This is a genomic window from Rhizobium sp. CF142, from assembly GCF_000281145.1.
Taxonomy (GTDB): Bacteria; Pseudomonadota; Alphaproteobacteria; order Rhizobiales; family Rhizobiaceae; genus Rhizobium.
In genome coordinates this window covers 129,643-151,164 of record NZ_AJWE01000109.1, presented here as the reverse complement: position 1 = coordinate 151,164, position 21,522 = coordinate 129,643, and the positions used below count along the sequence as shown (strand labels likewise).

The following is a 21,522-nucleotide window of genomic DNA, read 5'->3' as shown; positions in this document are numbered from 1 at the left end:
TCAATCTGTTGGGCCGGAGCAATCATGCGCATCCTCATTAATCCCTGAGCGCGACGATGGCCTCGATTTCGACGGTGATGTTGCCTGGCAGCGATCCGAAGCCGACGGCAGAGCGGGCATGCTGTCCGACCTCTTCACCGAAGACATCGATGAAGAGATCCGAGCAGCCGTTGATGACGGCAGGATGGTCGACGAAATGCGGCACGGCATTGACCATGCCGAGCAGCTTGACGACACGCTTGACACGCGAAAGGTCGCCGAGCGCCTCATGCATGACGGAAAGCAGATTGACGCCGGTGAGTTTTGCATGCGCGTAGGCGGCTTCGACGCCGACCTCGGCGCCGACCTTGCCGACATGCATGAATCCATCAGGCTCGCGAGGCCCCTGCCCCGACAGGTAAAGCATGTTGCCTTCCTGCACATGGGTGACGAAATTAGCGATCGGCGGCGGCGGGGCCGGAAGCTTGATGCCAAGCGCTGCTAGCCGCTCATAGGGTGACGTGCTGGGCTGACCTGCGGTAACGGGCGGGCCGGCGGTGGCGGAAGACTGATTCACGCAAACTCCTGTCATGCTATGTCTTGTGTTCTGGTCTTACCGGTAGGAATAACCGTGGCTGTGGCGCACCAGCTTGCGGGCACGCGGCACGTAACGGCTGGAGGTGAAGGCCTCGTTGCCCAGCACCGCATATCGCGGCTCGAAGAGCTTCTTCAGCACCGAGATGTCGCCGTTGGAATCGGTCGCTTCAAGGTCGGAATCGACGAGATCGAAGACTGTGAACTCGGCCGGGGCTCCAACACTCAGACGGTTTTCCATCGACAGCTTGATGACGGATGCCGGCGCATGGGTCACAGCATGGATCACCTTGTCGAAGGGCATGCCGACCGACAGGAGCTTCGACATGGTCGTTGCCAGATCCCAGACTGGGAAGTTCATCGAATGACCGTGCAGGTCGGTCGAGATCGAATATGGCAGCAGGCCGCGGGCAATTGCCGCCTCCGCCACCTTGAAGGAAAAGGAGGCGCCGCCATGGCCGATGTCGAGGCGGATGCCTTCAGACGCGCAGCGTTCGGCGAGATTGAAGAGGTCTTCGTCCTCCATGATGCTCGAACCGGCCTTGCCATTGAAGCAGTGGGTGACGACATCGCCGGGGCCGAGGATTTCCAGGACTTCGTCATAGAGCGCGGGCGGCTCGCCGACATGCACCATCATCGGCACCTTGAGGATCTTGGCGATCTTCTTGCCGAGCTTGACGGGGGTGACACCCCAGGAGCCGGTGATGACGTGGCTGGCGCGCACCTTGATGCCGACGATGTGCTCGCTATTTTCGGCGTAGCATTCGAGGATACGGTCAAGGTCGATATCCCTGATGTCGCGCAGTTCCGCAACACGATTGCAGGCAACCAGGCCGATGGAACCGAGATTGAGGAAAGCCTTGATGCGTTCCTTCGACGGCTCGATGATATATTCGCGGAAGCCATGGAAATTGGCCTCACCGGCAGAACCGGCATCGACCAGCGTCGTCACGCCACGCTCAACGCCGCATTCGGACGGGCGGATCGAGATGTCGGTGCCGCCATGCCAGATATGCACATGCAGGTCGACCCAGCCGGGCGAGACGAAGGCGCCCTTGCCGTCGACGCGCGTCACGTCATCGGCCACAGCCAGAGACGGGCCAAGCTTGGCGATCTTGCCATCGGCATCGACCAGAATGTCGATTGCCCCATCAGGCGTGCCGGCGCCGAAGCAAACAGGCTTTACGTTGGTGAGGAGGAGCGGCTTGCCCACTTTTTCACCGGTCATTTAAAGGTCCTTTCGAAGTTTGGGATCGAGCATGTCGCGCAGACCGTCACCGACCATCTGGAGCGAAAGCACGGAGAGAATGATGGCGACGCCCGGAAACAGCGTCATCCAGTCGGCCTGACCGATATATTGCCGGCCGGCGGCAATCATTGTGCCCCAGGTCGGGATTTCCGGGCTGACACCGAGGCCGAGGAAAGACAGGCCGGCCTCGGCGAGCATGGCGCTCGCAAAGAGGAAAGTCGACTGCACCATGATTGGTGAAAGCAGGTTCCTCAGCACATGCCGGGTCATGATATGGAAAGTCGAGATACCGAGCGCCTGTGCCGCCTCGACATAGGGCAGTTCGCGGATCACGAGGGTCGAGGCGCGAACGATGCGGGCAAGGCGCGGCGCATAGACGATCGACAGCGCAATGATGACAGTCGTCAGCGACGGGCCGAGAGCCGCGACAAGCGCAATCGCCAGCAGGATATCCGGGAAGGCCATCATCGCATCGATCAGGCGAGCGATTGGCGTGTCGAGTTTCTTGAAGAAGCCCGCAAGCAGTCCGAGCGTGACCCCGATCGCCGCCGAAAGTGCGACGACCGCGACGCCGACGAGCAGCGACAGGCGGCCGGCGAAGATGGTGCGCGACAGCACATCCCGGCCGAACTCGTCCGTGCCGAAGAAATATGTCCCGCTCGGTGGCTTCAGACGGTTGATGATCGAAAGCTTCGACGGCGAATAGGGTGCAACCCATGGCGCCAGGATCGCCAGTAGCACGAAAACTGTGAGAATGAGCAAGCCAACGGCGACTGTCTTGCGCTTTAAAAACTGGCGGATGAATTTGCGGCCTTCGCTTTCGGCCGGCTTGATCGCGATATCCGTCATCAGTAGCGCACCCTCGGATCGACGAGCAGGTAGAGCATGTCGATCGCAAAATTGATCAGGACATAGAGCGCAGCGATCACCAGAAGCGCTCCCTGGATAACAGGATAGTCGCGGCGCAGCACCGCCGATACGACGAGATTGCCGACACCCGGAAGGCCGAAGACGGTCTCGGTCACGACCGCCCCTGATATCAGGACGGCGGCCGTGAGGCCGAGAACGGTCAGTATCGGGATCAGCGCATTCTTCAGCGCGTGCTTGAGGATAACCCTGCGCTCGATCAGCCCTTTGGCCCGCGCCGTGCGGATATAGTCGTCACCGAGCACGTCGAGCATCGAGGCCCGGGTGAAACGCAGGATGAGCGCCGAGGAGACGATACCGAGTGCGAATGCAGGTAAGGTCAGGTGATACATACGGTCGAGGAATGTCGAGCCCGGTCCACCATATCCGGAAACGGGGAACATGCCGAAGCGAACGGCAAAGACCTGCATCAGGATGAGGCCTAGCCAGAAGCTCGGAATGCTTGCGGCAAACATCGCTAGCGTCGTTGCCGCCTGGTCGACGAAGGAGCCGCGGCGGTAGGCTGCGTAGATGCCGATCGGAAGCGCGATGAGGCTGGCGATAACAAGCGAAAATATCGTCAGGAAGAAGGTGGGTTCGGCGCGATCGAACAGCGCAGACGTCACGGGCATGTTGAGGAAGATCGACTGTCCGAGATCGCCCTTCAGCAACTGGCCGATATAATAGAGATATTGCACGCCGATCGACCTATCGAGACCAAGGCTGGCTCTGAGATCGGCGATGTCCTGCGGCGTCGCATCGGGGCCGAGCATGACGGCAGCCGGATCGCCGGGGGTAACGCGCACGATGACAAAGACGATGGTGACGACGAGGAACATCACGACAATCATGCCAAGCAGGCGCTGAAAAATGTAACGTATCATGAAGTCTGTCCCGGTGCCGGGCGGGCACAATAGAAGAAGGATACCGGCGCAGGCGCACCGGTATCCTGCGATTGAGCATTACTTCTTGACGGAGGCGTTCCAGAAATACGGCCACGGAGCCGGATCGACACCTTCAAGCTTGGTCGATTTCGCCGAAACGGCGTTGAAATCGCCGATCTTCATGTAGGGCAACTCGTCATACATGGCCTTCTGGACATCGGCCCACAGTGCCACGCGCTTCTGCGGATCGACCTCGGACGTGAAGGCATCGACGACAGTCTTGCGCGCCGGCGTATCCCACCAACCGGGCGAGCTGGGAGACAGCGACCCGATCAGCGCCGGCTCCGGCAGGAAGGGGCTGTGGGTGATGTAGATATCCCAGAGCTTCGGATCGGTGCGACGCTGCGTCAGCGTTGCCCAGTCGACGACCTGCAGGTCGACGGCAAAGCCGGCTGTCTTCAGATATTCGGCCGCAACCTGCGCCATCTTGTAATGGAATTCGTACTGGCGGCTGGTCAGAATGCGGATCGGCTCGCCATTGTAGCCGGCCTTTTTGGCCGCTTCGGCGGCGCCTTCGGGGTCCGCGACATTGTAATTGCCTTCGACGCCTGCATTGGTATTCCAGACATATGACTTGGGATAGATGTCGCCGTCGAGCGTATAGAAATCCGTGCTGCCGAAAGCTGCGGCGAGCATGTCTTCCATGCTGAGTGCCTGACGGATTGCCTTGCGGACCTCGACATTCTTGGCAAGGCCTTCCTTCGTGTTGAAAACGAAGACCGGATAGCCGAATGGCTTCAGGATGACCGGCTGCGACGCGCTCGATGCCTTCAGTTTGTCGAAGGATTCGACCGGGATCGCGTCGACATAATCATACTGGCCGGAAACGGCCGCCTCGACGCGGGTGTTTGCATCCGGAACCGGCACGAAGCGGATTTCGTCGAGATACTGGTGGCGCGCGCCGCCGTAACCGTCGCTCTCGCCATCGCGCGACTTGTAGCCGTCGAAGCGGACGAGCTGGATATACTGATCCGCCTTGCGCTCCTTCAGCATATAGGGGCCGGTACCGATGAATTCCTTCATCGGTTCATCCTGCTTTTCAGCGGGGATGATGATGGCGGCGGAGTTGTTGAATGCGAGCAGCGAGGTCAATGGCGCATAGGGCTGCTTCAGCGCGATCTTGACGGTCGCCGGATCGACAGCAGTGATGGAATCGATGAAGCCTGCGACCTGTTTGCCGCGTGAGGCGATCTTCATCCAGCGGCTCAGCGAGGCGACAACGTCTTCAGACGTCATGTCGGAGTTATCGTGGAACTTGATGCCGGTGCGCAGCTTAATCGTATAGGTCTTACCGTCGGCGCTGATTTCCGGCAGGCTTTCAGCCAGAAGCGGCGTGACATTCCACTTCTTGTCGAAGGTGTAAAGTGTCTCGAAAATATGCTGCGTGACGATGCCGACGAGGTCGGCAGTCGAGGACATAGGGTCAAGCGTCGGCGGCTCGCCGATCGTCGCGACGTTGATAACGCCACCCTTTTCCTGAGCCAGCAAAGTTGTCGGCAAGGCGACCAGCGCAGTGCCAAGAAGGAGTGCGACAAGTGTCTTCATTTCATGCTCCCGGTTTAATGTTCCACAATTATGTTATGTCAATTTTTATAATAGAATATCGTCGGAAGTGGTCCTGTCAATCGGGAAAGTGGCTCCATCGGCAGAAATGAATAGGTGCGCGGGCAGAACCGCAATCGCCTGTAATTTCATGCTGTTTCGCGGCGGTGCAGGCGAGTCCGCCATTGCGTGCGACGCGTTTGATCTGCTCGAGCAGCAACCCAAGACGATTGAGTTCACGGGGATTTGTGCGGCCGCTCGTTGCCAACAACGAGCCCGATCTTGGCGTCGCGCCTCGATCTCCTGGAGGCTCAACCTGGAATTAAGTGCGCGGCGGGTCGCGCATCCGTCTCGTTCTTTAAGCGTTTCGGCATTCACTCAGGGGAAGGTCGGCCATATCGGACTTAAGTCCGTGTTGGCCAGCGCGCAAAAAAGCTAGAACGCGATTGCGTTGCTTTTTATCGAGGACATTGAGGTGCGCCGAAGGCGGACATCAGTACCCCTTTCTCTAGAACGGTGCATTGGATGGAGATCATTCTTGGCGCATCGATTTGCATATAGAGGCGTTGCAAGAATCCAAAGTAACCGCCACTCGCCGAACTGAACAATCAAAGTTCTGAACTTTAAATTCCAGAAAAACGAAATATGTTATCTGCTGGAGAAGTCATGAAGAAAGTGCTTGTAGCAGGCGGAGCTGGTTTTCTCGGATCACATTTGTGCGATAGGCTTTTAAATCGCACCGACATCGAAAAGCTGGTTGTCGTCGACAATCTTTGGACTGGCCGTGAGGCGAATATTTCCCATATCCAGGATCCCCGCTTCCATTTCGTGCAGTCCGACGTGGAAGAGCTTCAGACTTCGGACAAGTTTGACGAAGTATACCATCTTGCTTCCCCGGCCTCACCGCCGTGGTATATGAAGGAACCCAAGAGAACCATTTCGGCAAATCTCATTGGAGCTTTCCGTCTTCTGGACCTTCTGAAAAAAGGAGGCCGCTTCTGTTTCACCTCTTCCTCAGAAGTGTATGGCGATCCGCTCGTCTCGCCGCAGCCGGAGTCTTATAAGGGCCAGGTCGATTGCACTGGGCCACGCTCGTCCTATGACGAAAGCAAACGCTGCACGGAGTCCTTGCTGTTCGAAATGCAGCGTACCCAGGGTCTGGACCTTAAAATCGTTCGGCCCTTCAACGTATATGGACCGAGGACACGGCCGGACGACGGCCGAGCCGTCTCTAACTTCGTCGCCCAGGCCCTGACCGGCCGCCCCATTACGGTGTTCGGGGATGGCCTGCAGTCCCGAAGCTGGGGTTACGTCGATGACATTATTGATGGCTTTGCACGTTACTTCTGGATGAATGAAACGGATTACAGGGGTCCGCTTAACGTCGGGAACGATCGGGAGATCTCAGTCCTGGAAGTGGCGCAGTATGTCTCGCGCCTGATGGACGGGATTCCAATCGTCTTCGAACCTTCACCGCCTCATGATCCGACAAACAGACGGCCAGATCTGACGAATGCGAATTACGTGATGCCCGAATGGTCGTGCGCGATCAGCTATGAGGAAGGCGTTGCAAAGACTCTGGACTGGTTCAGGCAGGAGATGAAAATTACCGCGACAGAGGCTGCTCAGGCGGGTTCCCGCCGGCTGGCCAATGCAGGACGCTGAACAGTTCCCCGGCATCTGTCGCAGAGTGTAATAATGAGTGACGCCATACCGCGTGACATGAAAGACAACGTCTTTCCTGTGCCCATCAGATATCTGGATCTTTCGTCGGATGACGTTGGTGCGAATGCCCCGGCGATCGGCGCCGGGCTCGTCGTCTTCGTCTCCGCAGGCCTTCCCGTCGGTCAGGTCTATATCGAGGGGTCCAAAAACCCGAGCGCTCTGGCTGCGCGCGCCGTGTTGCCGGAGACAATCGAACACGCTCGAAATGTGATGCAGGCGCCGATCAGGAACCGCGACGTCAGCCTCCTGATCTGCACCAAGGATCGGCCGGACGAACTGGCCAGATGTCTCGCATCAATCCCCAGGCAGTCACTACCTCCAGTTGAAGTAATCGTCGTCGACAACGCCTCAGCCGGTGATGGTACGCGGCGCGTCGTGGAGGCGGCTGGCGCGATCTATGTGCGCGAGAATAGGGTCGGACTGGACTACGCCCGCAATGCCGCCGTGCGCGCGGCAAAGACCGAGTTCCTGGCGTTCACGGATGACGACGTGGTGCTGCATGAACAGTGGCTGGAGAACCTGATGAAGGCCTTTGACCGGCCCGAGATTGGATGCGTTACCGGCCTTGTCCTTCCCGGGGAGCTTTCCACGCCCGCGCAACTGATATTCGAAACCCATTGGGGATTTGGCAGAGGCTATAAACGTCAGGACTTCGGTCAGGACTTCTATCACCAGAGCGCACCATTCGGGGCGCCTGCCTGGCTGATCGGCGCGGGCGCAAGCCAGGCATTCCGCCGCCAGGTATTCGACGATATCGGATTGTTCGACGTGCGGCTGGATATGGGTGCGGCAGGGTGTTCGGGCGATTCCGAATTCTGGAATCGACTTCTCCATCACGGCGGCACTTGTCGCTACGAGCCGACGGCGGTTTCCTGGCATTTCCATCGCAAAGAGATGAAGGGGCTCGCCAAGCAGATCCGCCAATATATGAGCGGCCATGTGGCAGCCCTGCTGGTCCAGTACCAGAACACCGGAAACCGGGGCAATCTGCGACGCATCCTTGTCGCCCTGCCCCGGTACTATCTTCGAAAGTTGAGGAAACGGCTGCCCAGGGGAGCGACCTCGGACAACTTCTTTCTGAAGGAGGAAATATTGGGATGCCTGAACGGCGCCTTGTATGTCCTTCGCCGCTGGAAGATGCCGGCATGGTGACCGCATCGAAGCCGGACATATCGTTCCTTATCCCCGCCTACAACGCGGCAGAAACTCTGGTCGACTGCTTGGGCAGCTTGCAGAAACAGTCGGTGTCGAATTGGCAAGCAGTGGTCGTCGATGACGGTTCGAAAGACGATACCTGGGAAGTGCTCGAGGGCTTTGCGAAAGCGGACAGCCGGATCCTGATCCACCGTCAGCCGAATGCCGGCGCATCCGCAGCGCGTAACGCAGCCGCCGGGTTTGCGACCGCTCCCCTGCTTTGCATGCTTGATGCGGATGACTGGCTGGACCCTGTTTTTATCCAAAGCATGCTGCCGGTTGCCGCCGATGGCCAGCAACCGATCATCGCCTATTGCAGTCATCGCCGCGTCACGCCGGACGGCCGGATGTTAGGTGTCGAAATACCCCCTGATCTCGCAGGCGACAGGGCAAAGCGGGAATTCTCGTCCTTCTGTGCCCTGGCCATTCATACGGTGGTCTTTCCCAGAGACCCTTTCATCCGGCTGGGCGGTTTGGATGTCGAACTGCAGACTTGTGAGGAATGGGATCTCTGGCTCCGTATGGCTTTTGCGGGAGTTTCGTTCCGGCAGGTCGAAGGGTGCCTTGCCTTCTATCGCATGAAGACCGGCTCTCTCTCGGGTGATCCGCTGAAAATGCTGAGGGATGCAGTCCGTGTCACTCGCAGGGCGCAAGCGCTGCGCCTGAAAGAGGGGCTGTCGCCGGATGATGAGGACGCCCGATGGACGGCGCCTGCTCTCGGTCAATTGCGAATGCTCGCCTGGGCCGCCTCAGTCAACCTCTGTTCGGGAGACGAACTTGCCGCGCTTGCAGAGCTTCTGCCCAAATTCCCCAACGCTTCCGGTTATGAAAACTTCCTGGCCGAAGTGATATTGCACGGATTGCAGATCGGCCTGAAAGTAGCGCGTCCCGCCGATCTCGTCGATTTGCTGGAGCGTTGGAAGCCGGCGTTCCTTGATCTCGTACAATTGCTTGAGCGGCACTCCCTGCCCGGAACGGGGCGCCGGGTGGAAGAGCTCGTTGTCTGGTCAATCTCGGCGCCCGACATGTCTCGCTCCTTCGCGCTCGGCCATCTGCAGGTGGCTGCCATCGACATCGACAAGCTGGCCTGGATCACCAAGGTTGATGGGGCCGATACGCTGCTGCTGCACGTCTTTGCTAGAGGGCTATATATCGGATCGCATGTCGGCCCCTTGTGGGGAGACCTCTCGGTTCGCGCTCAGGTTCGCCTCATTATCGATGAATTGCCGGCCGAAGATCGGTTGCCTACACCTTTAACGTTCTCCTATGCCCGCTCTTGGACGGCCGGAGCCGTTCGCAATATGAGGGCTTTCGGCAAAATTGTCCGACAGCGCAGCGGGCGACGGCGGCAGATCAAGCATCTCTTCAAAAGGGTACATCTGACCGCGCTCGTCGAAACTGCTGCTAGAGGACGGGAGAATAATGACGCATGCTTGCTGGAGACGGAATCCGACTACCAGCAACGGCTCGCCACCCCTGTCGTCGCGAGGACCGACGAGCCCCCTGAAGTGGGAGGCGAACAATCGGCTCTGCCTGAGGCAACGACGAAAAAGGAATATTGGGAACGTTTTTTCGAGCGCCCGGATCCCTGGAACTATGTCTCCATATACGAACAGGTCAAATACGAGCAGACGCTGAGCCTCATTCCGGATGGGGTCGAAAAAGCCCTGGAGCTTGCCTGCGCGGAAGGGCTGTTCACGGCAAAGCTTGCGCAAAAGGTCGGCTTCGTGATGGCTGCGGACATTTCCAGCCGCGCTGTTGAAAGGGCAGCCGAGAGATGCCGAGATCTTCCTAACGTGGAGCTTCGCGTCCTGGATTTCGTTGAAAGCGAACTTCCGCCCGAACAGGATCTGATCGTCTGTTCGGAGGTCCTCTACTTCATCGACGACGAGGCCAGCCTGGAGCTGGTATGCCGGAAAATCGCGGCCGCCTTGAAACCGGGCGGTTACCTTATCACGGCCCACGCCCATCTCCGGCGCGACGAGCCCGGCAGAACCGGTTTCGACTGGAACAATCCGTTTGGCATGGGCACGATCAAGAAGGTCCTGTCAAACCTGCCTGATCTTATGCTGGAGGAGACGATCGAGGCTGAGCTTTATGCCATTCATCGGTTCGCAAAGCGCAATACGGCAACACCAGTCGTGCATATCGAGCCCCATGGCGTACCTCTCGATGCGAACGTCGCCAAATACATTATCTGGGGGCCGGCCGGCGTCGATCGCGAGGCCGCATGGACGAATGAGGTCGTGACCTCGGTTCCGGTGCTCATGTATCATAGAATCGCGCTCGACGGACCGGACTCGCTCCGTCGCTTTCGAGTGACACCGGATACCTTCCGTAAGCAGATGCAGTTCCTCCGGCGACAGGGCTATTATGCGCTGACGGCCGAAAGCCTGACCAGCCTGTTGCGCGAGAACAAGCCCATTCAGGGTCGACCCGTCGTTCTAACTTTTGACGATGCCTATCTCGACTTTCTTACCGATGCCTTTCCGATCCTGGCTGAAAACGGGTTCAGTGCAGATGTCTTCGTGGTGACGGATAAGGTGGGCGGCAGGTCGGATTGGGATGCCGGTTACGGGAATACGGCACCGCTGATGTCCTGGGCCGATATCCAGAGCCTGCACCGACAAGGAATCCGTTTCGGGTCTCATCTAGCGTCTCACAGGCCGGCAAGTTCGCTGGACAATGCCACGTTGCTGGGCGAAGCGGTCCTTTCGCGCGATGCGCTGGAAAGCCGGCTAGGCGAGGCGGTGAGCTCCATCGCCCTTCCCTTCGGCTCCACCGATTTCCGTGTTCCTGGCATTCTTGCTCAAGCGGGTTACGAGACCGGCTTTTCAACAAAGCCTCAAAGGACGAGCTCTTCGGACAACCCCTTATCCCTGCCACGCCTCGAAGTTCGCGGCGACCTTCCTCTCAGGGCCTTTGCCGAACTGATGGGACAACCCGACGCCTTCATTGGATAGCGAACCATGAACGTCGATCCGCTCCCCTTGGTCACGGTTGTTATTCCTGCCTACAACGCCGCGAAAACACTCGCGAATACAATTCGCAGCGTATCGAACCAGACCCATGAACGCCTCGAAATCCTTGTGGTCGACGATGGCTCTAAGGACGGAACGTACGAACTGGCAAACGAATATCGCCTCCAAGATTCACGCATCAGGGTCCTGAGACAGGAAAACGGCGGTGTGGCTCGCGCCCGCAACCTGGCAATCCGCGAAGCAGCCGGCAGATACATTGCCCCCATCGATGCCGACGATCTCTGGCATCCCCGAAAAATCGAATTGCAGCTCCGAGCGCTCGCCAGCCTCCCCGACGGGCACGGGGTCGCCTACAACTGGTACGCGGCCATCGACGTGAATGACGTGATTTTCGCCCATTCGAAACCTGTGCTGTACAAGGGCGACGTCTTCGAAATCATGGTTCGGGAGAATTTTATCGGTAACGGCAGCACGCCGCTCATGCCGCGTGCGGATGTCCTGGCATGTGGTGGCTACGATCCGTCGCTGCGCGATCAAAAGGCTGAGGGATGCGAAGATCAGAAGCTATATCTGGCGCTGGCCGAAAGGCTACCTTTCGCCCCGGTCCCTGATTTTCTGACGGGATACCGTTTTACTCAGGGAAACATGTCGAGCAATGCCTGTCGCATGCTGAGATCTCACGCCCTGGTGATGGCAGAGGTCAAAAAACGCCACCCGCATCTTACCGCCGCCGCCACTACCGCGGAATTCGATACGGCACGGTGGTATTTCCACAAGGCGTTTTCCAGCAAAGACCATGATCAGGTCAGAAAGCTGGCGCCGATAATGGCTGCGCGCTTCCCTCTGAGGCTCGCCATCCACGGTGCCGGTCTTGTCTGGCACTCAGTCAAAGGCCACGCACGACGATTGGCAAATCGATTGTCGGCACCCGTCACCGGAAAACGGCCTGCCCCGCCGATACGGGAAGCAATGACAGTCATCGCTTTCCCCGAGAATGGCACGTCATTCCGTGACCGTTTTGAAGCGGCGGCTGTTGGACAGACTCGCGTGTTCATCCAACCGCGCGGAGGTGGTGCATGATGACACTGCGAAAATCCGCTTCCGCCAAGCCGACCGGCGCCTTCAATCTGATCGTCGCAGCCCGCTTCCGCGAGCTTCTGAAACTCGTGCCGTCGCTTCGGCTCAAGACGTCGGTGATGGTCGTGGTCGGGATCTTGAGCGGTCTGATGGAAATGGTCGGGATCACCTTTCTGGTGAGCCTCGTTTTTGTTCTCGGCCAGCAGGGCTCCTCTTCCAGTGCTGCAATCGCCGGACTTCCTGCATTTTTCGGAGGGTTTGAAACCGCGATATCGAAATCTATGCTGGTCACCATCCTGATCTGCGCGATCATCCTCAGGATCGTTCTGGGCTGCGCCAATTCGATCATCGCGAGCACCGTCAGCCATCAAATCAGCGGCAGCATTCGGCATCGTCTTTATTCAAAAATCCTGACGATCCCGCTTCAGCGCTTTCAGCATTACGAACGCAGCGACCTCATGAATGTCATCGCAACGGAATCCTATGCGGTCGCTTCGGCTCACGCGAGCCTGGTTCGCCTTGGGATCAATCTCGGGACCATCGTCATCTTCGGTGCCGGAATGCTCGTGATGGCATGGCCGATCGCCGTGCTCGGGCTTATTTTCGGCGTTGTCCATAATCTGACCCTCGGCCTGTTTGCCGAGGCATATCGGCGTACAGGCGCGGCCGCCATTTCGGCAGTGGAGGACCTGACACAACTAACCTGGACCACGCTGCAGACCTTAAAGGCCGTGAAAAGCTTCGGCCTGGAAAAGCGCCACGAAAGCATTTTCGACGCGCTTTCCACGGATGTCGGGAAAACCTGGTCCCATTCCGACCGGATGAGTGCGGCAACCTCACTTTTGAGCGAAGTGCTGACATTCGGCGTGATCCTGACGATCATTCTGTCCTCGCAATTTCTGCCGGTAGACTTCCGTGCAGCATTGTCGGCGACCATCCTTCTTTACAGGCTTCAACCGTATATCAAGGAGTTTGATTCCCAGATCCTTGGCCTGCATGCCCTGGAGGCGCCTCTGCAGAACGTTCTGGCGATAATTTCCGAGGCCGACGATGCCAGACAGGTCACCTGCGGAGAAAAGCTCAGACATCTGCAGAAGGAAATCGCTTTCCATGATGTCTCCTTCTCATATGAAGGCAGCAGCGTTCCCGCCGTCAGCCGAGCCAGCTTCTCCATCAGGACAGGAGAGACCACCGCGTTGACCGGACAAAGCGGCTCCGGCAAGACGACCATCCTCAACATGCTGCTCGATCTCATCCAGCCAAGTGAGGGTCGTATAACCTTCGACGGCAGGGATCTTTCGACCATCGAACGATCGAGCTGGCTGCAGCTATTCTCAGTTTCGGGCCAGGACGTCGAATTGATGGAAGGTACGGTCCTCGACAACATCCGGTTCCGCCGCGAAATTTCCGAGGAGGATGTGCGCTGGGCGGCAGATGTGGCTTGCGCGACTGAGTTCATCGAGAAACTGCCTTCCGGCTTCGATGAATGGCTGGGTGATGAGGCGATAAGGCTTTCGGGCGGCCAGCGGCAGCGCATCGGCCTGGCGCGTGCACTCGCCGGCCGGCCGGAGATCCTGCTCCTCGACGAAGCCACCAACGCGCTTGACGAGGCGACCGAGGCGCGGGTGCTTTCCCTTCTGCTTAGGGAATATCAGAGCCGAACACTGATTATCGTCAGCCATAGATCGTCCGTTGCGAGCCTGATGAAGCATCAGATTCGTCTCGTCCCGCCAGCGGTATAAGGAATAATCAATGGATCAGGGAGACGCTTTTTATTCCGCCCAGCCCTTGGTTTCGGTCGTCATTCCGGCCTTCAACGCTTCCGCGTATATTGAGCGCACGCTTCGATCCGCTGCGCGCCAGACCTATACCGCCCTGGAGATCATTGTCGTCAATGACGGCTCCACGGACGACACGGCACAACTGGTCGAGCAGATAGCGATGACGGATTCACGCATCCGCCTCGTGTCCACACCAAACCGCGGTGTCGCAGCCGCAAGGAATACTGGAATCGACGCATCATCAGGTCGATTTGTAGCATTCCTTGACGCCGACGACCTCTGGCACCCGACGAAAATCGAGAAGCAGGTCAACGCTCTCAATCGCTTGTCGCCGCGATGGGCCGCGGTCTATGTGCTGCATTATATCATCGATCAGGACGACGAAATCATTGGGCTCGGCGGATCCAAAATCGCAAGGGGCTATATCTATGCCCGGCATCTGAATTTCAAATATATAGGTAACGGAAGCGCGCTTCTCGTCCGACGGGACGTTGCGCGTGAGATCGGTGGGTTTGATAGCTCATACGCAGCAGCAGGTATTGGAGGCTGCGAAGACGTCGATTTCGAACTTAGGCTTGCCGCACGTTATTGCATGGAAGTCGTTCCCGAACGCCTGGTGGGATACAGAAAATATCCCGGCAACATGTCGTCCAATTACACGCGAATGGCTCAAGGTCTTTTGGAAGTAATCAAGCGCTCGGTCGCCGCAAATCCGCAGCTTCCGAGATACGCAGCCAGAAGCGCTATCGCGCTTACTCAAAAATATGCATTCCGGCAGTACAGAAAGGCGGGGAATCTGCATCTGTCAATCGTGACCGCCTGGGCGATTTTTCAAAACCCGCTTTTTATGCTCAGTTTCGTAAGGCAAGCCATCCGGCTTGTAGCGAAGCAACGCCGTGCTCCCGAGCCAGGAATGGCGAATGGTATGTTGAACAAATCGAAATTCGACGAGCAAATCATCCTTGCGCCTGTTGAAGGCCCGGAAGAGACCCTGTCGTCACGGCGTCATCTGAGGCGACTGACTGCGGTGGACGCCAGGATGAGTTCGATCCGTGAGAGCGATGAGCCGGTAGACTTCCCCAGCTGTGAAATCGCCACGAGACCGTGTGACCCCTAATGACCATCGGGCGGAACGTCAGCGTTGGGCGTGACGTCCACGATGTTCTTGCGATGGAAAATGAAGAGGCCTGCGAGAACAATGATGACGGAGCCGACCAGAATCTGGCTGTCCGGCAGCTCGCCGAAGAAAACATAGCCAAGCACGATTGCCCAGAGCAGCAGGCTGTATTGAAGCGGTGCAAGCAGGGAGGCTGGGGCAAGCTTCAGCGCGCGCGTGATCATCATATGGGCGCTGCCCGCGACAATACCTAGCGCCAGCATCGCGGCGAAGTCGAGGACGGACATGGAACGCCAGTCGCCCACGCTTAGGATTAGACCGGTGACGAGGGCGCCGACTGTCTGCCATGTCACAAGCGTGGCGTCACCCGTTTGCCGCAGCCGACGACCGAGGATCAGCGTCAGCGCGAAGGAAAGGCTGCCGATCAGGCCGAAGATCGACGGCCAGGATAACATTGCTGTCGATGGTCTTAGCGCTACCACGACGCCGATAAAGCCTATGATGACGGCGAGCCAGCGGCGCCAGCCGATCGTTTCGCCGAGGAAGAAATGCGAAAGGGCGGCTACATAGATGGGGCCGGCCATGTAGAAGGTCATGACGTCGGCGAGCGGAAGGTAGGCGACCGCGGCATAGAAAAATGCGACATCCCCTGTCGTCAGGATCACCCGCAGGATCTGCAGGGGCACACGTTCGACCTGAAATAGCGAGCGAGGTCCTTGCCTGGCAATCATCGGTGCAAGGATCAGAAAGGAGCCGAGCGACCGGATCACCAAGACCTGACCGACCGCAAAGCTCGCCACCAGCCATTTGCCCATGGCGTCGTTCAGCGAAAACAGGAAATCGCCGAGAAGCATCAGCAGCACGCCGAGGAGTACCGTGTTTCCTGCAGTGCGGCTGATGCGCAAATTCATGATTCGTCTCAATTGGTTAGGCTTTCCACCTGCCATAGAACTTCATCCTGTCGACGTCGATTCCCGACAAGACGATTTTCATAAGGGATCTCTTATCATTCAGATGAATTCGATGCCTGTCCTGCGCCGTCAACAGCATCGATCTCCGCGACACAGCTGTTAAAGTGATACTTTAAGAACCGGCGAAACAATCGGTATCAATTGTCGTCGCGATCACATTGAAAAGACTGCACACTTCTCCTCTTCCCCAGGTGATCGTCTTGTGGCAATGGTGAGACTCAAACTCCATAAAGACACCATGAAAGCGATTTCAGGCACCAATCTCGAGCAGGCCAAGTCACACAACAGGCGTGTCGTGATTGAGGCTATCCGTACCAACGGTCCGCTGTCGCGCGCCGCGATCGCCCGTATGACCGCGCTGACGGCGCAAACGGTCTCGAACATCGTCGAGGAACTACAGCGTTCTCACCTGCTCGTGCCAGCGAAAGCGCAGAAGCTTGCGCGTGGCCAGCCGATCATTCCCTACTCGATCAACCCGCACGGGGCCTATTCCATCGGCCTCGAACTTGGCCGCCAGCGTGCCAGTGGTGTGCTGACCGATCTCTCGGGCGCCGTCTGTGCAAGCATCGAGCGCCATGTCGAACATCCCGATCCCGAACAGGCGATGCCTGTCCTCGGTTCTATAGTCGAGGATCTACAGCAAGCTTTCTCCTTCGATCGCAACAGGCTGCTCGGTGTCGGCATGGCCCTACCCGGTCGCTATGCGGAGGGAGGGGTCACGTCGCTCAGCCCGCAGAACCTGCCGGGTTGGCAGGACTTCCCTGTCGGCTATGAGCTGGAACGGCGCGTCAAGGTGCCGGTGCTTGTCGAGAATGACGCAACGGCGGCTGCCATCGGCGAACGCCTGCACGGTGTTGCCCGCGGCTTCAGCAGCTTCGTCTATCTTTTTCTTGCCGGTGGCGGCGGCATCGGCGCCGGCATGTTTCTCGATGGGCACCTCTACAAGGGCAGTCGGCAGAATGCCGGCGAGATCGGCCACATCATCATCGAGCCGCATGGCCGGCTCTGCAGCTGCGGCAAGCGCGGGTGCCTCGATCGTTACGTGTCGCCGACTGTTGCCTATGAATTCATGGGGATTACGAATGCTGCAGAGCTTTTGCCGGATGAACTCGATGCGCTGATCGCCAAAGGCGGCGAAGGTCTGGATGCCTGGCTGGATCAGGCGGTCCAGCCGCTGCGGCAGACCGTCGATTTTCTGGAACTGGCCTTCGATCCGCAGACCATCGTGCTTGGAGGCAGCATATCGACATCGCTGATGCAGCGGCTCGCCGAGCGGCTGGAGCCGTTGCACATTCCGATCGACCCCAGCCAGAAGCGGACCATTCCTCGCGTCATGATCGGCATGACCGGCAAGGATACGGCAATTCTCGGCGCCGCCGCCCTGCCGATATTTTCCGAAACCAATCCGCGCTTCGACGTTCTGCAAAAGCCGCTTGGCTGAGCCGAGGCTCATTGGTCAGGTCACCGCCACAGCTCCGTTCGAAAGGAAGATCTTTACGCAGCGGTCATAGAAAGTATCGATGACCGCCTATCGGCGCCCTCAGGAGGCAGACGGCCTCGCATCGGCTTGGTGCGGGCGACGGGCCAGAGGTCGCGCAAAGATGACCACGTTCCCGAGAAGCGTCAGCGCCAGGCCGATCAGGCCTAAACCGCTCCAGTGGTAACCCTCGAAGACAGTCGATAGCGACAGGGCGACGATTGGGAACAGGACGGTGGCATAGGCAGCGCGTGAGGAGCCGATGCGCGACACCAGCATGAGATAGGTGGTGAAGCCGATCACCGATCCGATCGCCGCGAGATAGAGCAGTGCGGCAAGATAGGTGATGTTGGGCGGCGCCACGATCGGCGTTCGCGTCACGGCAATGAGGGAGAGGAGGACAATCGCGCCATAGGTCATGCCCCAGGCATTGGCGGTAAGTGGTGAGATTCCGGCAGCGCTGTTTCGACGCGATGCCATATTGCCCAGCGAGAAGAACAGCGTGCCAAGCGCCGCGAGCCCGATCCCTTTCAACGTACCCATATCAAAATCGACGACAACGTCCTGTCCGAAAAGGAGGAGAAGGCCGGTTGCTCCGAGCGCGGCTGCGAGAAGCGTGCGGCCTGTAATGCGGTCGCCGAAGAAGAGGCGCGCATTGACGGCATTGTAGATCGTTGCGAGCGAGAAGATCACGGAGATCAGCCCAGACGGGATAGAGGCGGCTGCGTTGTAGAAACAGATGAAATTGAGGCTGAACAGGCAGAGTGCTTGCGTGAGGATGAAAGGCTGATCGCGCAAGGCAGGGAGCTTGAACCGCCGCATGACGGCCAGGATGGTGACGAGGATCACTGCCGCGACCGCGAATCTGTAAAAGACCGAGACCAAGACCGGTACGGGGCCGACCTGCATCGCAATGGCGATCCATGTCGTCCCCCATATAAGGACGGTCGCGATGAAGAGAGCGGCATTTGCCATGGAGTGATCCTCGTTTTCCCGACCAATAGGCGAACCGTGAGCAGGCCTCTTGCAGATTCTTGCTATGAAATCGATCTGCCCGGACTTCCGGCTCGCCATGCGGGTCGTCCGCCGGTACTATTCACACGGCATGGTCAGGTGTGGGGAAGAATTGGTGAAATATAATCACCCCTCGGTTTTCAGGTTTTTGTCCGCATCTCCCACTGCGCGGATGTCGCAGTCTATCGATTTGGGGTTCGGGCGATCAGCTGCCATCTGGAGCAATGCACACGATAGGATGAGCTATCAGCGGCCGAACGGTCATACGTTCAGTCTTTATCTGAGGGGTGGCGCCGGAACGCGTCGTCTGGATGGCAGCCCCGCCGCGCGCGGCCGTCCGGGAGTCCTGTGCATCATGCCACAGGAGCACTCCTCCGAATGGGAAATCACCGACTTCTCCCAATTCGTCCATCTGTATGTTCCCGACGATCAGATGCGCCGGATGTTTGCGGAGATGTTTGACCGCGATGCTCGGCTTATGGCCCTTCCCGAAGTAACCTTCGCAGATGCGCCCGCCTTGGCGCGTACGCTTCTTCAGATGACGAAAGCGATGGTGGCGGGCAGTCATCTGCAGGCTGAAGAAGCGATGACACAGACGATCAACGATTTCTTCGTTGATCCGCGTTATGGAGGGATGCGTCCCTGCGCGATCAGCGGCGGGCTCGCTCCTCATGTGCGGCGCCGGAGTCTGGAATACATCGAGGCCCATCTCGATGAGGCAATCCGCTTGCAGGATCTGGCGGCGATCGGGCAGCTCAGCGCCTTTCATTTTCAGCGGATGTTCCGGGCAAGCTATGGTGTGTCCCCGCATGGCTGGGTGGCCCACCGGCGTGTCGAGCGCGCCAAATCGATGTTGTGCGGGATGGACCCAATCGCAGAGATCGCTTCCGCCTGCGGCTTCAGCAGCCAGAGCCACATGACACGGGCATTCAAGCTGGGCACAGGCGTCACACCCTCAGCCTACCGGCAACGACAATCAAGCGCCTTCGCTCGATAAGCGTTTGTTCGTTGTAGGCGGGACGAGACGGCAGCCTTGATCTCCGAAACCAATCCGCGCCTCGACACCTGCAAAAGCCGCTCGGCTAAACCGAGGGTCCAGACCTCACTTCACCGCAATGACGACCTTGCCTTTCGCGCGGCCCGTTTCCACATAGTCCAGCGCCTCATTGGTCTTCTCGAATTGGAAGGCCCGGTCGATGACGGGGCGGATGGCGCCTGCCTCGATCAGCGAGGTGATCTTGCCGAGCTGAGCGCCGTTTGCGATCATGAAGAGGAAAGAATAGCCGATCCCCCGGCGTTTCGCTTTCCGCCTGATGCCGAAGCTCAAAAGGCGCATGACTTGCTGCAGCAGCCAGCCCGAGCCGTTCTCCTTGGCGAAATCGGGATCGGGCGGACCTGATATCGAGATCAGCTTGCCGCCCGGCTTCAGGACGGCGAGCGATTTCTCCAGCGTGTCCTTGCCCAGGCTGTTCAACACGACATCATAGCCCTTCAGCACCTTTTCGAAGTCTTCCTTCTTGTAGTCGACCACCACGTCGGCGCCGAGGCTTTTCACCAGATCGATGTTTGCCGTGCTCGTGGTCGTCGCCACATGGGCGCCGAGATGTTTGGCAAGCTGGATGGCAACAGTACCAACGCCGCCGGAGCCCGCATGGATCAGTATCCTCTGTCCCTTCTGCAATTTGGCACGCTCGACCAGAACCTGCCATGCGGTCAGCGCCACCAGCGGAATCGACGCGGCCTCTTCCATGTTGAGATTGGCGGGCTTCAGCGCGACATCGGCCGCATCGATGGCGATATACTCGGCGAACGTCCCGATGCGATCCTGGCTAGGCCGCGCATAGACCTCGTCGCCCGGCTTGAACTGCCGGACATTCGCCCCGACCCGGACCACGACGCCCGCGACATCATTGCCGAGCACCAGCGGAAGCCGGTAGGGCAGGATGAGCTTGAATTCCCCGTCCCGGATCTTGGCATCCAGCAGATTCACGCTGGCGGCATGGATCTCGACCACCACGTCGTTTTCACGCAGTTGCGGTTCGGGGCTATGGCCGAGCCTGAGGGCGCCGCCTTTCTTGTAGCGATCGATCAGGAATGCTTTCATTGGACGAACTTTCGTTTGTATGGTGAGCCGGCACAGCGACAAGGCAGGCTCACTCGGGAAGCTTGTTGAATTTCCGGAGGCTCTTGTCGACGAAGGACTCGGGCAGAAAGCGGCGGATGAAGCGCACCTGTCCCGCGGCTTTTCCAGCCGTGTAGCGTCTCTTTGGCGATGGCGCATTGGCGGCTTGGGCGATAGTTGCGGCCACCACCTCGGGTGCATCGCCCTTCGAGACGATTTCGCGCATCAGCTTTTCGGCGTCGGCACGCACCGCATCGTAGATGGCAAGCGGCCGGTCCGGCCGCGTGATGTTCTCCTCGAAGGAGGTGCGGGTGACGCCCGGTTCGACGAGCACCACACGGATGCCTTGCGTGCGCACTTCGTGGTCGAGGGATTCCGAATAGCCTTCGATCGCGTGCTTGGTCGCGGCGTAGAGCGCGTTGAAAGGCGCCGGGATCAGCCCGAGGATTGAGCTCAGGTTGACGATCCGGCCGCTGCGTTGCCGCCGCATCACCGGCAGTACCGCATTCGTCATCCGTATGGTGCCGAAGACGTTGACGTCGAATACGGATTTCGCCTGCGCCGTCGTCGATTCCTCGGCGCCACCAAGCAGGCCGATCCCGGCATTGTTGACGAGAAGATCGATCCGCCCTGCCCGGCTCAGAACCTCGTCAACGACGCCCTGCACGGACTGATCGTCGATCACATCGCAGATCAGCATCGTGATCCCGTCGGCGGTATCGGGCATCGACCTTCGGCTGGTGCCGAACACACGGTAACCATCGCGCCGCAGCGCTTTCGCCGTCACCAGCCCGATGCCGGAGGACGCCCCGGTTACCAGGGCAATGCCGCGTTCTCTCTTACTCATCT

17 protein-coding genes are annotated in these 21,522 nt (G+C 58.7%); 8 read left to right on the top strand and 9 right to left on the bottom strand.

The window, feature by feature from the left end; translation table 11 throughout:
- Positions 1-37: 37 nt before the first annotated feature.
- From PMI11_RS26485 to PMI11_RS26465, 5 genes are all read right to left on the bottom strand, one after another.
- The gene (locus tag PMI11_RS26485) at positions 38-571 is read right to left on the bottom strand and encodes a RidA family protein (protein WP_037072208.1); all 534 of its coding nucleotides are present in this window, start codon (positions 569-571) and stop codon (positions 38-40) included.
- Positions 572-592: 21 nt separating this feature from the next.
- Entirely contained in the window at positions 593-1,801 is a 1,209-nt protein-coding gene (locus PMI11_RS26480; RefSeq protein ID WP_007823439.1) for an amidohydrolase/deacetylase family metallohydrolase, read from the bottom strand.
- A complete protein-coding gene (locus PMI11_RS26475) occupies positions 1,802-2,671 on the bottom strand; it encodes an ABC transporter permease (RefSeq protein ID WP_007823437.1) in 870 nt (289 codons plus the stop codon).
- Positions 2,671-3,612 carry an ABC transporter permease gene (locus tag PMI11_RS26470; RefSeq protein ID WP_007823435.1) on the bottom strand — a complete coding sequence of 314 codons (942 nt, stop codon included), beginning with the start codon at positions 3,610-3,612 and terminating at the stop codon, positions 2,671-2,673. Before PMI11_RS26470 ends, PMI11_RS26475 begins: the two co-directional genes overlap by 1 nt.
- 78 nt (positions 3,613-3,690) lie before the next feature.
- A complete protein-coding gene (locus PMI11_RS26465) occupies positions 3,691-5,217 on the bottom strand; it encodes an ABC transporter substrate-binding protein (RefSeq protein WP_007823433.1) in 1,527 nt (508 codons plus the stop codon).
- Positions 5,218-5,880: 663 nt separating this feature from the next.
- Between PMI11_RS26465 and PMI11_RS26455 the strand changes: the two genes are divergently transcribed.
- Genes PMI11_RS26455 through PMI11_RS26430 form a run of 6 tightly spaced genes read left to right on the top strand, consistent with a single transcriptional unit; the run spans position 5,881 to position 15,089 of the window.
- Positions 5,881-6,879, top strand: coding sequence for an NAD-dependent epimerase/dehydratase family protein (locus PMI11_RS26455; protein WP_007823431.1), 999 nt, complete (start codon positions 5,881-5,883; stop codon positions 6,877-6,879).
- A 33-nt stretch (positions 6,880-6,912) separates the two neighbouring features.
- Positions 6,913-8,091, top strand: coding sequence for a glycosyltransferase family 2 protein (locus PMI11_RS26450; protein WP_007823430.1), 1,179 nt, complete (start codon positions 6,913-6,915; stop codon positions 8,089-8,091).
- Entirely contained in the window at positions 8,085-11,096 is a 3,012-nt protein-coding gene (locus PMI11_RS26445) for a glycosyltransferase (RefSeq protein ID WP_037072202.1), read from the top strand. The genes PMI11_RS26450 and PMI11_RS26445 overlap by 7 nt, the downstream gene beginning before the upstream one ends.
- A 6-nt stretch (positions 11,097-11,102) precedes the next feature.
- Positions 11,103-12,194: a glycosyltransferase family 2 protein gene (locus PMI11_RS26440; protein ID WP_007823426.1), complete on the top strand. Its 1,092-nt coding sequence runs from the start codon at positions 11,103-11,105 to the stop codon at positions 12,192-12,194.
- Positions 12,191-13,933, top strand: coding sequence for an ABC transporter ATP-binding protein (locus tag PMI11_RS26435; protein ID WP_007823425.1), 1,743 nt, complete (start codon positions 12,191-12,193; stop codon positions 13,931-13,933). Before PMI11_RS26440 ends, PMI11_RS26435 begins: the two co-directional genes overlap by 4 nt.
- A 10-nt stretch (positions 13,934-13,943) precedes the next feature.
- Positions 13,944-15,089 carry a glycosyltransferase family 2 protein gene (locus tag PMI11_RS26430; protein ID WP_007823423.1) on the top strand — a complete coding sequence of 382 codons (1,146 nt, stop codon included), beginning with the start codon at positions 13,944-13,946 and terminating at the stop codon, positions 15,087-15,089.
- On the opposite strand, the gene PMI11_RS26425 is transcribed toward PMI11_RS26430, so the two are convergent.
- A complete protein-coding gene (locus PMI11_RS26425) occupies positions 15,086-16,000 on the bottom strand; it encodes a DMT family transporter (RefSeq protein WP_037072199.1) in 915 nt (304 codons plus the stop codon). The genes PMI11_RS26430 and PMI11_RS26425 overlap by 4 nt on opposite strands.
- A 298-nt stretch (positions 16,001-16,298) precedes the next feature.
- Between PMI11_RS26425 and PMI11_RS26420 the strand changes: the two genes are divergently transcribed.
- The gene (locus PMI11_RS26420; RefSeq protein WP_037072197.1) at positions 16,299-17,501 is read left to right on the top strand and encodes an ROK family transcriptional regulator; all 1,203 of its coding nucleotides are present in this window, start codon (positions 16,299-16,301) and stop codon (positions 17,499-17,501) included.
- Positions 17,502-17,600: 99 nt separating this feature from the next.
- Here the strand turns inward: PMI11_RS26420 and PMI11_RS26415 are convergent, their stop codons facing one another.
- On the bottom strand, positions 17,601-18,512 hold the full coding sequence (locus PMI11_RS26415) for a DMT family transporter (RefSeq protein ID WP_007823419.1): 912 nt from the start codon (positions 18,510-18,512) through the stop codon (positions 17,601-17,603).
- Positions 18,513-18,789: 277 nt separating this feature from the next.
- On the opposite strand from PMI11_RS26415, the gene PMI11_RS26410 reads away from it, so the two are divergent.
- Positions 18,790-19,548: a helix-turn-helix domain-containing protein gene (locus PMI11_RS26410; protein WP_037072194.1), complete on the top strand. Its 759-nt coding sequence runs from the start codon at positions 18,790-18,792 to the stop codon at positions 19,546-19,548.
- 105 nt (positions 19,549-19,653) lie between these two features.
- Here PMI11_RS26410 and PMI11_RS26405 read toward each other — a convergent pair whose 3' ends face one another.
- Positions 19,654-20,655, bottom strand: a complete 1,002-nt coding sequence (locus PMI11_RS26405; RefSeq protein ID WP_007823416.1) for an NADP-dependent oxidoreductase — start codon at positions 20,653-20,655, stop codon at positions 19,654-19,656.
- 49 nt (positions 20,656-20,704) lie between these two features.
- Complete coding sequence (locus PMI11_RS26400; RefSeq protein WP_007823414.1) at positions 20,705-21,520, bottom strand: oxidoreductase; 816 nt, start codon at positions 21,518-21,520, stop codon at positions 20,705-20,707.
- Between the last annotated feature and the right edge of the window lie 2 nt (positions 21,521-21,522).